Raw genomic sequence first — 13486 nt, forward strand, 5'->3', positions numbered from 1 at the left:
TCCTGCCCTTTGGGCGTACCCCTGGAGTTACCCATGTTCTTCATTGATCAGTTGTCCCGGATACTGAATTGATGAGTGCGCTTCGAATCGGTTCCTTGGAACTCGCGAGTCCGGTCGTTCTTGCCCCGATGGCGGGGATCACGAACGTCGCCTTCCGGACCTTGTGCCGCGAGCTCGAGATGGAGCGGGCAGGCAGCGTTTCCGGCCTCTACGTCTGCGAAATGGTCACCGCCCGCGCGCTCGTGGAGCGCCAGCCTGCCACGCTGCACATGACGACCTTCGGGCCCACCGAGACGCCGCGATCGCTGCAGCTCTACACGGTCGACCCGCAGACCACCTACGACGCGGCCAAGATGATCGTCGACGACAACATGGCGGACCACATCGACATGAACTTCGGCTGCCCGGTCCCCAAGGTCACCCGCAAGGGCGGCGGTGCAGCGCTGCCGTACAAACGGACGCTATTCGGCAGAATCGTCGCGGCCGCTGTGAAGGCCACCGAGGGCACCGACATTCCGGTGACCGTGAAGTTCCGCGTCGGCATCGACGAGGAGCACCACACCCACCTCGATGCCGGTCGGATCGCCGCAGCAGAAGGCGCAGCCGCCGTCGCACTACACGCTCGCACCGCCGCACAGCGCTACTCGGGAACGGCGGATTGGTCACAGATCAGCAGGCTCAAGGACTACGTCACAGACGTGCCTGTGCTGGGCAACGGTGACATCTTCGCCGCTCAGGACGCCGTCCGAATGATGGCGGAAACCGGATGCGACGGCGTGGTGGTCGGCCGCGGATGTCTGGGTAGGCCATGGATGTTCGCCGAGTTGAGCGCCGCCTTGAGCGGCACGCCGGAACCGGTGCCCCCGACGCTCGGCGAGGTCGCGACGATCATGCGCAGGCACGCGGAGTTGCTCGCCGCGCACCACGGTGAAGACAAGGGCCTGCGCGAGCTGCGCAAACATATCTCCTGGTACCTGCGAGGATTCCCGGCCGGACCGGAGTTGCGTGTCGCACTCGCGCTGGTGTCGTCGCTGACCGAACTCGACGGTTTGCTCGATCAGCTCGACCCCACCGTCGCCTTCCCCAAGGACGCCGAAGGCCCACGCGGACGCCAGGGCTCGCCCGGCGCCGTTGCCCTTCCGGAGGGGTGGCTCGACGATCCCGAGGACGTGCTGGTGCCTGCCGGCGCAGACCTCATGCACAGCGGCGGCTGAGCAACATCGGGGCTATTGCCGGGCCCGATCGGACCGCACGGTTCCTTTGTGGACCGAGGTGGCTGGATCGTTATCATTGCTCGAGTCGTCGCAATGCCGGTGGCGGTTTCCATACCAGTGGCGGTTCGACTAGTTGCGAGAGGCAAGGTTCGTTAGGTGGGTGACGACGAAACTCCAGGCTCGCAGCCGCCTGGAAGTCGCGCACACTGGGAACGCTATTTTTCCGATCCGAGTGAACTCCCCGGCGCCGATCCCGAGCCCACGCTGAAGGACAAGATCGCGTCCAAGCTTCCCTTCGGAAAGAACGCGCCGAAGAAGTCGGAACCCAAGAATCCTGTCCGGTCGCGCCAGGCGCCCAAGCCACGCGCACCGCGTGCGCCGCAGGCAGGCAAGTCGGACTCCGATTCGGTTTCGGTTTCCGATCTGGTGAACAAGGTCGGCGGCGAAGCCGAAACGGATCAGTTTCCCAAGATCACCGATCGCACCGAGCCGCCCACCCGGCAACGCCCGACGACGCCACCCCAGGTCAGGCGACCCAATCCCCCGGTGCCGACTCCACGAGCGGCACCGAAACCGCCTACACCCAAACGGATCCCGCCAAAGCCGCTGCCGCCCAAACCAGTCCCACCGCAGGCCGCGCCGCCGCAGAACAGAGCTCAACCACCCGCACCCGAGGTGCCCGCCACCCCGTTGGCGGAGCGACTCGCCGAAACCCCGCCCGCTCCCGCGAAACCAGAGGTCATCGCGGCGCCACAGCTGACGCGCCTGGCATTGAGCAAGGTGCGGCGCAAGCGTCGGATGCGGATCGTCGGCCGCACGACCATTGCGATGTTCGCAGTGGTCGCACTGTTCCTCACCGGCTTGGTCTGGGGCTACCTCCGCTCGACGGACAACGGCTTTGCGCAGGTCGCGGCGTTGGACGAGAACTCGACCGACGTCGTCGATCCCGGCGGTCAGACCGGCGACGAGACGTATTTGATCGTCGGCACCGACAGTCGCGCGGGCAAGAACAGTTCGGTGGGAGCAGGAACGGTCGACGACGCTGAGGGCAGCCGATCCGACACCGTGATGCTGGTGAACATTCCCGCCAATCGCAAGCGCGTCGTGGCCGTATCCTTCCCCCGCGATCTCGACGTCACCCGCCCGGTCTGCAAGGGCTGGGACAACGATGCAGGCAAATACACCGACGAGACCTACCCGGCCGCGGAGGGCGACAAGCTCAACGCCACGTATGCGCTCGGCGGGCCCAAGTGCCTGGTCAAGGTGATTCAGAAGATGTCGGGCCTGAAGATCGGCCACTTCGTCGGCATGGACTTCTCCGGGTTCGAGTCCATGGTCAACGAGGTAGGTGGCGTCGAGGTGTGCAGCTCGACGCCCCTGACCGACGGCGAGCTGGGACCGATTCTGACCAAAGCCGGCAAACAGACCGTCGACGGCAAGACGGCATTGAACTACGTGCGCGCGCGCACCATCGAATCCGAGGGCAACGGCGACTACGGCCGGATCAAGCGGCAACAGCGCTTCTTGTCGTCGCTGCTGCGATCGGCGCTGTCGAACAAGGTGTTGCTCGATCCGGGCAAGCTGAACGGTTTCATCAACGCCTTCACCCGCGACGTGTTCGTACAGAACGTCGCGACGAAAGATCTTGTGATGCTTGGCCGTTCGCTGCAGAACGTGGACGCCGGCGCCGTCACGTTCCTCACCGTCCCGACGGCGGGCACCACGGACTACGGCAACGAGATTCCGCGGACCGACGACATCACGGCCATCTTCAAAGCCATCATCAACGACGATCCGCTGCCGGGCGAGGAAGGCAAGGACAAGCCGAAGCCGTCGTCGACGACGCCGTTGCCACCACCGCCGAACCAACCGGTGCAGACGGCCGTCGACCCGAGTTCGATCAGCCTGCAGGTCTCCAACGGATCGGGTGCGTCGGGCATGGCGGCCACCGCGGCCGACAATTTCGGCAGCCTCGGCTTCTCGATCTACAGCGTCGGCAACTACAGCGGCACCAGCACCGCAACGATCGTGCGCTACTCCACGGGCAACGAGGCACAGGCCGAGACCGTCGCCTCCACCATCCCCGGCGCCACGCTGCAGGAATCGGACGATTTGGGCAACATCGTCGAAGTTGTCGTCGGCTCCGATTTCTCCGGGAAGGTGAAGGATCCGACTCCGGCAGGCTCACCGCTGGCACCGGTGGCCACCCAACCGTCGTCGACCAACGGGGCACCGTCGCTTCCGGTGGACCTCAGCGTGACCAACGCCGCCGACGATTCCTGCTCCTGAACTGCACAAACAGTTGTGGGAAGGTGACGGCCCATTCACCTCACGTTTACCGCCTGATCGTGACGCGGACCATACGGCACAGTAGGCTTGGTTATTATGCGCGCCGCTTACAACGAACAAATGACCGATCTTGCGAAGCTCCTCGGCGAAATGGCCGGACTCGCGGGCTCGGCTATGGAACGAGCCACCCAGTCGCTCCTCCAGGCAGATCTCACCCTCGCCGAACAGGTGATCACCGAATACGACCGGATCGCCGAACTCAGCCAGCTCGCCGAGGAACGCGCGTTCGCGCTCCTCGCGCTGCAGGCACCCGTCGCCGGTGACCTGCGATCGGTGGTGAGCGGAATCCAGATCGTCGCCGATGTGGATCGGATGGGCGCGCTGGCGCTGCACGTCGCGAAGATCGCACGCCGTCGCCACCCGAACCACGTCCTGCCTGAAGAGGTCAACGGCTACTTCGCCGAGATGGGTCGGATCGCGGTCCAGCTGGGCGCTTCCGCCAAAGAGGTCCTCGAGACCCGCGATCCCGAGCGTGCCGCCCGCCTCAGGGAAGAGGACGAGGCGATGGACGACCTGCACCGTCACCTGTTCACGGTGCTGATGGATCGCGACTGGAAGCACGGCGTTGCCGCCGCCGTCGACGTGACGTTGCTCGGCCGGTTCTACGAGCGGTTCGCCGACCACGCCGTCGAGGTCGGTCGTCGCGTGATCTTCCTGGTCACCGGCAAGATGCCGACCGATGCCGACGCGCCCTTGCATTCGGCGCAGTAGGTCGGGAAACCAAAAAAGCCGCCGCCCGCTGATATCAGCGGGCGGCGGCTTTTCCAATCGACTGTTTAGCCGAAGCGGCCGGAGATGTAGTCTTCCGTCGCCTTCTGCGTGGGGTTGGAGAAGATCTTCTCGGTGTCGTCGATCTCGACCAGCTTGCCCGGCTTACCGGTGGCTTCGAGGTTGAAGAACGCGGTCTGGTCGCTGACGCGGGCGGCCTGCTGCATGTTGTGCGTGACGATCACGATGGTGAAGTCCTTCTTCAACTCCGTGATCAGGTCTTCGATCGCCAGCGTGGAGATCGGGTCGAGGGCCGAGCACGGCTCGTCCATCAGCAGCACGTCAGGCGAAACCGCAATTGCGCGGGCGATGCACAGACGCTGCTGCTGACCACCGGAGAGGCCACCACCCGGCTTGTCCAGGCGATCCTTGACCTCGTTCCACAGGTTGGCACCGCGCAGCGAGCGCTCGGCGACCTCGTCGAGTTCCTTCTTGCCGCGCACGCCCTGCAGCTTGAGGCCCGCAACCACGTTGTCGCGAATCGACATGGTGGGGAACGGGTTCGGACGCTGGAAGACCATGCCGATGGTGCGGCGCACACCCACCGGATCCACCTGCGAGCCGTAGATGTCTTCACCGTCGAGCAGGATCGCGCCTTCGACGCGGGCGCCCGGGGTGACCTCGTGCATACGGTTCAGCGAACGCAACACCGTGGACTTGCCGCAACCCGAGGGCCCGATGAACGCGGTGACGTTGCGAGGCGGCACAGCGAGGCCGACGTCTGCCACGGCGTGGAACTTGCCGTAGTAGATATTGACGTCCTTGAGATCCAGACGCTTGGCCATCAGTACTCCCTGCTCGTTATGTAGGTCATGTGGTTGGTCACCGGGTATTCACCGACGAGAATCGGCCGACGAGTTTCGCGAAGATGTTCAGAATCGCGATCAACAGGATCAGCGTGAGCGCTGCACCCCAGATTCGGTTCACGCCGGCATCGGTCGGGTTGTTCATCTCCGCGACCATGACGCCGGGCAGCGAGCCCATCTCGCCCTTGAACATGTCGAAGTTGATGAACGGCGCGTAGCCGACCAGGATCAGCAGCGGCGCAGTCTCACCCATCACGCGGGCGAGGGCGAGCATGACGCCGGTGATGATTCCGGACAGCGCGGTTGGAATCACGATGCGCGCGATGGTCTTCCACTTCGGAACACCCAACGCGTAGGACGCCTCGCGCAGATCCTGCGACACGATCTTCAGCATTTCCTCGGTGCTACGCACGACCACGGGAACCATCAGCAACACCAAGGCAAGCGATACGGCGAATGCCGACTTGGTCATTCCGAACGTCACGACCCACAGCGCATAGATGAACAGGGCCGCCACGATCGACGGAACACCGCTGAGGATGTCGACCATGAACGTGGTGAGCTTGCCGAGCCGGCTGTTGCCCGCGTACTCCACCAGGTAGATCGCGACGAAGATGCCGAGTGGGATCGAGAAGACAGCGCAGACCAGGCCTTGGATCAGTGTGCCGATGAGGCCGTGGTAGACACCACCGCCGGGCGAGGCCGGGAGAAGCCCACTGAGCGAGTTGGTGAACCAGGTCTGGCTGGTGACGGCGGGAAGGCCCTTGGCGATCACGGTCCACAGCACCCATACCAGCGGCACCAGTGCGATGAGCACGGACAGTGTCACTAGGACGGTCGCGGTGAGATCGGTGACACGACGTCGCGTGCCGACGCCTTGGAAGGTCTTGCGCTTGACGGGCTTGTCCAGCGTGGTGGTTGTCATCAATGCTTCTTCCCTGCAACGGCGGCACGCGCGGTGGCGTTGACGACGAACGTGAGGACGAACAGCACGAGGCCGACGGCAATGTAGGCGCCGGCCTGCGTCGAGTTGTTGAACTCCGCGTATCCGAGCGCAATCTTCGACGCGATCGTGGCTCCGCCGTCGAACAGCGAGCCGCTGAACGACTGTGCCGTGGTGCGCAGGATCAGATACAGCGCCATGGTTTCACCCAGCGCGCGGCCCAGGCCAAGCATGGAACCACTGATGTAGCCGGACTTTCCGAACGGGATGACGGTGGTCTTGACCACCTCCCAGCGGGTTGCACCGAGGGCGAGAGCGGCCTCGATGTGTGCGGTGGGCGTCTGCGTGAAGACCTCGCGGGTCACTGCGGTGATCACCGGCAGGATCATCACGGCAAGAACGATGCCCGCGGTGAAGATGGTGCCGCCACCTGCGACCGAACCCGATCCGGTCTTGACCAGGAAAATCCAGGACAGGTGGTCGTTGAGCCACACCGCGACGGGGCGGATCACAGGCGCGAAGACCAGCAGACCCCACAGGCCGTAGACGATCGACGGCACTGCGGCCAGCAGATCGATCACGTACGCGAGCGGCTTCTTGAGCTGCTTCGGCGAGTATTCGGTGAGGAAGATGGCGATGCCCAGCGCGATGGGCATCGCGAGGAGCAGGGCGAAGAACGAGACCAACATGGTGACCAGGAACAAGTCCCGAACACCGAACAGCATGGCGTTGATGTTCTCGGTTTTCCAGACGTTGCTCGTCAGGAAGTTCACTTCGTTGCGACTGAGCGCCGGAATTGCGCGCCAGATCAGAAAGACACCGATCGCACCGATCAGGACGGTGACGAAGATCGCCGAACCCGATGCGAGTGAACTGAAGATTCGATCGCCCGGCCGTGTGGCCTTACCGGTGATCGAGCTTGCCGATGAATTGATCGGGGCCTCCGGTAGTTCTGGTGAAACTGATGGTTCGGGTGAATCTGCGCCGAGGGGACCGCCCCCTCCAGCCCTGCCGCCGGCAGGACTGGAGGACGACGGCTTCGATTGGGTAGGCGCCTCACTCATATGCGCTCACAATCCTGTCATCTGAATATAAGGCCAATGTCTCTTCCCGATCGACCCCCGGCGATCTGTCAGCTGATTGCGTCGATGGACGCGACAACCGTCTTCTTGAACGCATCCGGCAGCGGGATGTAGCCCGACTCTTCGAGGGTCGACTGACCCTCGTTGGCCGCACTGGTCAGGAACGACTTGACGGCAGCCGAGGTATCGGCGTCGTAGCCCTTTGAGCAAACGACCTCGTACGTCGCGAGGATCAGCGGGTACGCGCCTGCTTCTTTGCTCGCGTAGGTGGCCTTGAGATCCAGAGCCAGGTCCTTGCTGCCTTCGGTCTTGAACTTGGCGCTTTCGATCGACTTGGTGGCGCTCGCGGTGGTCAGCTCGACCGGGCCGCTGCCGTTGTCGATCTGGGCCGACTTCAGCTTGTTCTGATCGGCGAACGACTTCTCGACGTATGCGATGGAGCCGGGGGTGCTGGACACGCCCTGCGCGACGCCTGCCGAGCCCTTGGCACCCTGGCCGACGTTGCCCTTGAAGTCCGAGCCGGTCGCGTCAGCAGCCCAGGCACCGTTCGAGGCGGCGGCGAGGTACTGCTGGAAGTTGTCGGTGGTACCCGAGGAATCCGAGCGGAAGAACACGGTGATGTCCGTGTCCGGCAGCTTGGCACCGCTGTTGAGAGCGGCGATCGCCGGATCGTTCCACTTCTTGATGGTGCCGTTGAAGATCTTGGCGGCGGTCTCACCGTTCAGGACCAGCTTGTCGACGCCGTCGACGTTGAACGCCAGCGCGACCGGACCGAAGACCAGCGGCAGGTTCCACGCGTCGTTGCCCGCGCAGCGTGCTTTGGCATCGGTGGCCTGCTGATCCTTGATGGCCGAGTCGGAGCCGGCGAAGTCGATCTGCTTCGCGATGAACTGGGTACGGCCGTCACCGGAACCGCTGGGGTTGTAGGCGACGTTGACCGTCTTGCCCTTGGCCTGGCAGGCCGAAATGTATGCAGCCGTGAACGCATCCATTGCGTTCTTCTGAGCCGACGAGCCCGCACCCGAAAGGTTGGACTTGCCATCGCACGACGCGGTGGACGCGGCGGCGGCGGATGCGCCACCGGACGCGGACGTCGTCGATGCCGTGTTGTTGTCGCTGCCACATGCGGCGAGGGTCATGGCACCGAGGGCCACTACACCGACCAGGGCGCTGCTGCGCTTGAGATTCACCTGTTTCCTCCGGGAAACTTTGTCCGACTCGCCGACTGGTCGGCGGTAAGAATGTGGTGCCCGCATCGAATCGGCATGCACCGGGCAGCGCGGCGCCGCCCACCGAGAAAGGTAAGGGCATGCGGTGGACGTTTGGTCCCCGTTCGGTGAACGGAGAGTGAACAGGTGGGCTGAATGTCCGTTTTTGGCGCCGAATCAGACCGAATGTGACGTAGTCGCATACGCGACGTCCACATGGAACCGCTCGAAGCCCAGCCGACCGTAGGTATGGACCGCCGCGACGTTGTCCGCTTCGACGTATAACAACACCTCCGCAAGCCCCCGATCTCGCAGGTAGCGCAGGCCCGCGACGGTGAGCAGCCGTCCCAATCCCCTGCCCTGTGCGGCCGGATCGATCGCGACCACGTAGACCTCGCCGATGGGCGAATCGGTCTCGGAATGGACCTTGGTCCAATGGAAGCCGACGAGGCGTTGCGGGCCGTCGGCTGCGTTTTCCGAGAAGGCCAGGAAGAGCCCCTCTGGATCGAACCAGTCGGCGGTGCGGCGCTCGTCGATCTCGGCCTGGGTCCAGCCGCCTTGTTCTGGATGCCACGAGAACGCCGCGTTGTTGACCCGCAGAATATCGGCGTCGTCGCCGGTTCCACCGTATGTGCGCAGCGAAATACCTTCTGGCACAACGACATCCGGCAGTTCCGGCGCGGCAAGGGGGCGTCGAAGCTGGAGCAGCTCACGTGCGCTGCTCAGGTTCAGCTTCGACGCGATCGCACGCGCGGCCGGCAGATCGCCGTGCGCCCACACGCGGGCACCGGGGCCACCCTCGCTCAACGCGGCGCGCACCAGGTCGGTACCGACTCCGTTGCCTCGCGCGGCAGGATCGACGACCACCTCTGCCATCGCACCGTGCTCGCCGTGCGCGGGAATCAGGTTGGCGTAGCCGACGATCGTGTCATCGACCGAATGCGTGAGGTGGAGCGCGTCGGATTCCGTGGTCAGCGACAGAACCGCCTGCTCGTCGATCGGCGTGCCCCCGTCGAGCGCGGTCGCGGCCTCGACCAGTTCACCGATGCGCCGTGCCGAATCGGCATCGAGGGCACTGGACCAGCCCACTCAGCCGACCGATCCGTTGGCAGGCGCGAATTCGGCGTCGTCATCGTCGTCGACCGGGCCGGAGCTGTCCGACTTGGCACTGCGGCTCGGTCGAACAGCCTTGTAGCCGACGTTGCGTACGGTGCCGATGAGCGATTCGTATTCGGTGCCGAGCTTGGCGCGGAGGCGTCGAACATGGACGTCGACGGTGCGGGTGCCACCGAAGAAGTCGTAGCCCCACACCTCCTGCAGCAGCTGGGCACGGGTGAAGACCCGGCCTGCGTGCTGCGCGAGGTACTTGAGAAGTTCGAATTCCTTGTAGGTGAGATCCAGCGGACGCCCACGCAGACGTGCCGTGTACGTGCCTTCGTCGATCACCAACTCGCCGAGCGTGATCTTGCCCGAGTTCTCCGGGCTGGCAATGCCACCGCTGCGAGCGACCAGCAGGCGAAGCCGTGCATCCACCTCGGCGGGACCGGTGCCGGGAAGAAGAATGTCGTCGAGTCCCCAGTCCGAGTTGACGGCGACCAAGCCACCCTCGGTGAGCACCGCGACGACAGGAACAGCGGAACCGGTGCTGCCGAGCAGTCGACACAGCCCACGCGCCGCAGCCAGATCGGTACGCGCGTCGACGAGGGCAACATCGGTACTGCCTGCCTCGAGAAGCGACGACACCTCGGTGGGAACAGGGCGGACCGTATGCGCGAGCAGCGCAAGCGACGGCAGTACGGACTCGGGATCGGGGTCCGACGTGAGCAGCAGCAGCTCCATCTTCAGACCCTCCCATCGCGCGTTGCGAGTGCGTGTACGTCGGATGACAGACTAGCGCGCCGATGTGGGAACACGTCGGGTCACGACGACGCCGCGCGGGCGGTGCACTCGGCCGGGTCGGTCACAATGGTGCGGTGCGGAAACTCATCTTAGGACTGGCGATCCTCATCGGACTTGCCGTGGTCGTCGACTTCGGCGCCGCGGCGTACTCCGAATACCGAGTGTCTCGGGCACTGCGCGAAGGCGGCGAGCTGAGTTCGGATCCCGAGGTGACCATCCACGGTTTTCCGTTCATCACGCAGGCCATCGACGGCAAGTACAAGAACATCGAGATCAGGGCTCAGGGCGTACGCGCCGATCTGATCAGCAACACTACGCTGGAAGCAACGCTGAACGGCGTGTCCATTCCGGCGAGCGACCTGATCGAAGGCAAGGTGCACAAAGTGCCTGTCGATCACATCGGCGGACGACTGAAGATCGACGCCACCGAGCTCGGCCAACTCCTAGGCATCCCTGACCTGCAGGTTTCGGCGTCGCCGGCGGACAAGTCGGACGGCACCGGCGGATCCGGCGGGTCGGGAATGACCACGACCGGCGGCGGCGTTGTTCTTACCGGCACAGTCACCATCGGCCCCTTCACCCAGAAGGTCAGCGTGAAAGCCGATCTGGTCCTCGACGGGAATCAGGTGAAGATCGCAGCCAGCGACTTCTACACCGGCGGCGACGGCGGGATCGACGTCGCGGTGCCGGAGCAGTTGAAGGCGACCGTGCTCGGCTTGTTCGACAGATACATCGACACCCGGCAATTGCCGTTCGGCGTGGTTCCGACCAAGGTGTCGGCGCAGGGCTCGCAAATCGTCATCGAGGGTGAAGGCGACAACGTGACCATCGACATCGACCAACTCCAGAGGCCATGACACAAATCACAATTCTGCTGATCGCGCTGGTACTCGCCGTAGGCATCGGCCTCTTCCTCCGCAGTCGGGCAGGCAAAGTCCGCAATGTCTCACCCACCGACGGTCAGGGTTCGCGCACCGACATGCTCACCGCTGTCGGTGTCGACGGTGCACGGCCGACGATTTTGCACTTCTCCGCCGACTGGTGCGGTCCGTGCGCGGCGGTACGGCGGGTCGTCGGGCAGGTGGTCACCGACCTGTCGGGCACGCCACGCCCGCCCGTCGAGATCGAACTCGACATCGACGAAAACCCGCAGCTGGCCAAGGAACTCGGCGTTCTGTCCTTGCCGACCACCTTCATTCTGGACGCCGATGCGGCCGAGCGATTCCGGATTGCAGGAGTCCCGTCGGTTGCCGATCTGCGCGGCGCACTCGAGCCGTTGAGCGCCTGAGCTCGAAGGCCAAAAGTGGTGGTCGCGGGGCCAGAAGTTCAATTTCCGGCAGAAACAGGTAAACTCCGTGTCGTGCAAATCCGCCGCGAGCTCATGCTCACCCGTCGCCGCACAGTCGACCTGTGCCGCCTCGGCGGTTGTTGCTGCCTCTGCTGTCGCTGATCGCGTCGTTCTTCGCTTTCACATCGTTGCCCGCACCTCGTTGCGCCACGTCGTAAATCGAACACCTTCGCCTCACAACTTCCGGCCATCAAGCCATTCCCAGCGCAGGAGCACGTCATGTCCACAACCACCAACACCCCGCTCGAGCAGGTCGATGTTCGCGGCCCCCGATTCGCCGCATGGATCACCACCGCAGTTCTGGTGATCGTCCTGCTGGTTGCCAGTTTCTCCGTCGCGACCGCCGCGGTGATCCTTGCCCTGCAGGCCGTCGTTTTCGCCGTCGGTGCGGCCGTCGGCCCGCGTCGTAGCCCCTACGGCCAGATTTTCGGAAAGCTTGTCGCCCCGCGGTTGAGCAAGCCCACCGAGAAAGAACCAACACCGCCGCTGCGCTTCGCCCAGCTGGTCGGCTTCATCTTCGCCGCGGCAGGCCTGATCGGTTTTGTCGCTGGTGCTCCCGTGATCGGCGCGATCTTCACAGGTTTCGCGTTGTTTGCGGCGTTCCTCAATGCTGCTTTCGGAATCTGCCTCGGATGCCAGATCTACCCTCTGGTCGCACGATTCCGTACCTCTACCCCCGCTGCCGCATAACTCCTAACACGATCACACCCGAAAGGATCACCATGGCTCGCTCCGATGTACTGGTCACCACCGACTGGGCAGAGCAGAACCTGACCGCCCCCAAGACGGTTTTCGTCGAGGTCGACGAAGACACCGCGGCCTACGACACCGGCCACATCGAGGGCGCCATCAAGCTCGACTGGAAGAAGGATCTGCAGGACCAGGTCAACCGCGACTTCGTCAATCGTGAGCAGTTCTCCGATCTGCTGTCGGCTCGTGGCGTTGCCAACGACGACACCGTGGTGCTCTACGGCGGCAACAACAACTGGTTCGCTGCCTACGCCTACTGGTACTTCAAGCTCTACGGCCACCAGGACGTCAAGCTGCTCGACGGCGGTCGCAAGAAGTGGGAGCTCGACGGTCGTCCGCTGTCGCAGGATGCCGTGACCCGCGAGGCCACCCAGTACAAGGCGGCTGAGCCCGACCTGACCATCCGTGCGTTCCGCGACGAGGCCATCGATGCCATCGGCAACAAGAACCTGGTCGACGTCCGTTCGCCCGACGAGTTCTCCGGCAAGATCCTCGCCCCGGCGCACCTGCCGCAGGAGCAGAGCCAGCGTCCCGGCCACATCCCGGGCGCCCTCAACGTGCCGTGGAGCAAGGCAGCAAACGAAGACGGCACCTTCAAGGCCGACGAAGAGCTCACCGAGATCTACGGCGAGGCCGGCCTGGACGGCTCCAAAGACACCATCGCGTACTGCCGGATCGGCGAGCGTTCCTCGCACACCTGGTTCGTACTCAAGGAACTCCTGGGCCACGAGAACGTCAAGAACTACGACGGAAGCTGGACCGAGTACGGCTCCCTCGTCGGAGCACCTATCGAGTTGGGAGCATAAATATGTGTGCAGCACCTACCCAGGGCCAGGCCATTCCGGCGGGCGTTGATGTGGAGAAGGAAACGGTCATCACCGGCAAGGTCGTCGCCAACGACGGCCAGCCTGTCGGCGGCGCGTTCGTGCGGCTGCTCGACGGCACCGGCGAGTTCACCGCCGAGGTAGTCGCCTCGGGCACCGGTGACTTCCGCTTCTTCGCCGCCCCCGGCGACTGGACCGTGCGCGCGCTGTCCAGCTCGGGCAACGGTGACGCCAAGGTGCGTCCCGAGAGCAACGGCATCCACAACGTGGACGTCACCGTCTCTGCTTGATCTCA

General features: G+C 64.2%; 14 protein-coding genes. 8 read left to right on the top strand and 6 right to left on the bottom strand.

The window, feature by feature from the left end; all coding sequences use genetic code 11:
- The first annotated feature begins 71 nt into the window (after positions 1–71).
- The 3 genes from dusB (at position 72) to phoU (ending at position 4274) form a co-directional block, all read left to right on the top strand.
- Positions 72–1214, top strand: a complete 1143-nt coding sequence (gene dusB / locus FOY51_RS15725; RefSeq protein ID WP_149431205.1) for a tRNA dihydrouridine synthase DusB — start codon at positions 72–74, stop codon at positions 1212–1214.
- A gap of 156 nt (positions 1215–1370) precedes the next feature.
- On the top strand, positions 1371–3503 hold the full coding sequence (locus tag FOY51_RS15730; RefSeq protein ID WP_149431206.1) for an LCP family protein: 2133 nt from the start codon (positions 1371–1373) through the stop codon (positions 3501–3503).
- Between the two features lie 96 nt (positions 3504–3599).
- Positions 3600–4274, top strand: coding sequence for a phosphate signaling complex protein PhoU (phoU, locus tag FOY51_RS15735; protein WP_149431207.1), 675 nt, complete (start codon positions 3600–3602; stop codon positions 4272–4274).
- Positions 4275–4339: 65 nt separating this feature from the next.
- Here the strand turns inward: phoU and pstB are convergent, their stop codons facing one another.
- From pstB to FOY51_RS15765, 6 genes are all read right to left on the bottom strand, one after another.
- Positions 4340–5116: a phosphate ABC transporter ATP-binding protein PstB gene (pstB, locus tag FOY51_RS15740; protein ID WP_149431208.1), complete on the bottom strand. Its 777-nt coding sequence runs from the start codon at positions 5114–5116 to the stop codon at positions 4340–4342.
- Between the two features lie 37 nt (positions 5117–5153).
- Positions 5154–6062 carry a phosphate ABC transporter permease PstA gene (gene pstA / locus FOY51_RS15745; RefSeq protein WP_149431209.1) on the bottom strand — a complete coding sequence of 303 codons (909 nt, stop codon included), beginning with the start codon at positions 6060–6062 and terminating at the stop codon, positions 5154–5156.
- The gene (gene pstC / locus FOY51_RS15750) at positions 6062–7144 is read right to left on the bottom strand and encodes a phosphate ABC transporter permease subunit PstC (protein WP_149431210.1); all 1083 of its coding nucleotides are present in this window, start codon (positions 7142–7144) and stop codon (positions 6062–6064) included. Before pstC ends, pstA begins: the two co-directional genes overlap by 1 nt.
- Positions 7145–7212: 68 nt before the next feature.
- Entirely contained in the window at positions 7213–8352 is a 1140-nt protein-coding gene (pstS, locus tag FOY51_RS15755; protein WP_149431211.1) for a phosphate ABC transporter substrate-binding protein PstS, read from the bottom strand.
- Positions 8353–8547: 195 nt separating this feature from the next.
- A complete protein-coding gene (mshD, locus tag FOY51_RS15760) occupies positions 8548–9459 on the bottom strand; it encodes a mycothiol synthase (RefSeq protein WP_149431212.1) in 912 nt (303 codons plus the stop codon).
- Positions 9460–10209 carry a winged helix-turn-helix transcriptional regulator gene (locus FOY51_RS15765; protein WP_149431213.1) on the bottom strand — a complete coding sequence of 250 codons (750 nt, stop codon included), beginning with the start codon at positions 10207–10209 and terminating at the stop codon, positions 9460–9462. It abuts the gene before it with no gap.
- Positions 10210–10343: 134 nt separating this feature from the next.
- On the opposite strand from FOY51_RS15765, the gene FOY51_RS15770 reads away from it, so the two are divergent.
- The 5 genes from FOY51_RS15770 to FOY51_RS15790 all read left to right on the top strand — a co-directional run bounded on the left by FOY51_RS15770 (position 10344) and on the right by FOY51_RS15790 (position 13481).
- Positions 10344–11126, top strand: a complete 783-nt coding sequence (locus FOY51_RS15770) for an LmeA family phospholipid-binding protein (protein WP_149431214.1) — start codon at positions 10344–10346, stop codon at positions 11124–11126.
- The gene (locus FOY51_RS15775; RefSeq protein ID WP_149431215.1) at positions 11123–11557 is read left to right on the top strand and encodes a thioredoxin family protein; all 435 of its coding nucleotides are present in this window, start codon (positions 11123–11125) and stop codon (positions 11555–11557) included. The genes FOY51_RS15770 and FOY51_RS15775 overlap by 4 nt, the downstream gene beginning before the upstream one ends.
- 279 nt (positions 11558–11836) lie before the next feature.
- Positions 11837–12307: a DUF4395 domain-containing protein gene (locus tag FOY51_RS15780; protein WP_149431216.1), complete on the top strand. Its 471-nt coding sequence runs from the start codon at positions 11837–11839 to the stop codon at positions 12305–12307.
- Between the two features lie 32 nt (positions 12308–12339).
- Positions 12340–13173, top strand: a complete 834-nt coding sequence (locus FOY51_RS15785) for a sulfurtransferase (protein ID WP_149431217.1) — start codon at positions 12340–12342, stop codon at positions 13171–13173.
- 2 nt (positions 13174–13175) lie between these two features.
- The gene (locus FOY51_RS15790; protein WP_149431218.1) at positions 13176–13481 is read left to right on the top strand and encodes a DUF1416 domain-containing protein; all 306 of its coding nucleotides are present in this window, start codon (positions 13176–13178) and stop codon (positions 13479–13481) included.
- Positions 13482–13486: the final 5 nt, after the last annotated feature.

Source organism: Antrihabitans cavernicola, assembly GCF_008297975.1.
GTDB classification, from domain to species: domain Bacteria; phylum Actinomycetota; class Actinomycetes; order Mycobacteriales; family Mycobacteriaceae; genus Antrihabitans; species Antrihabitans cavernicola.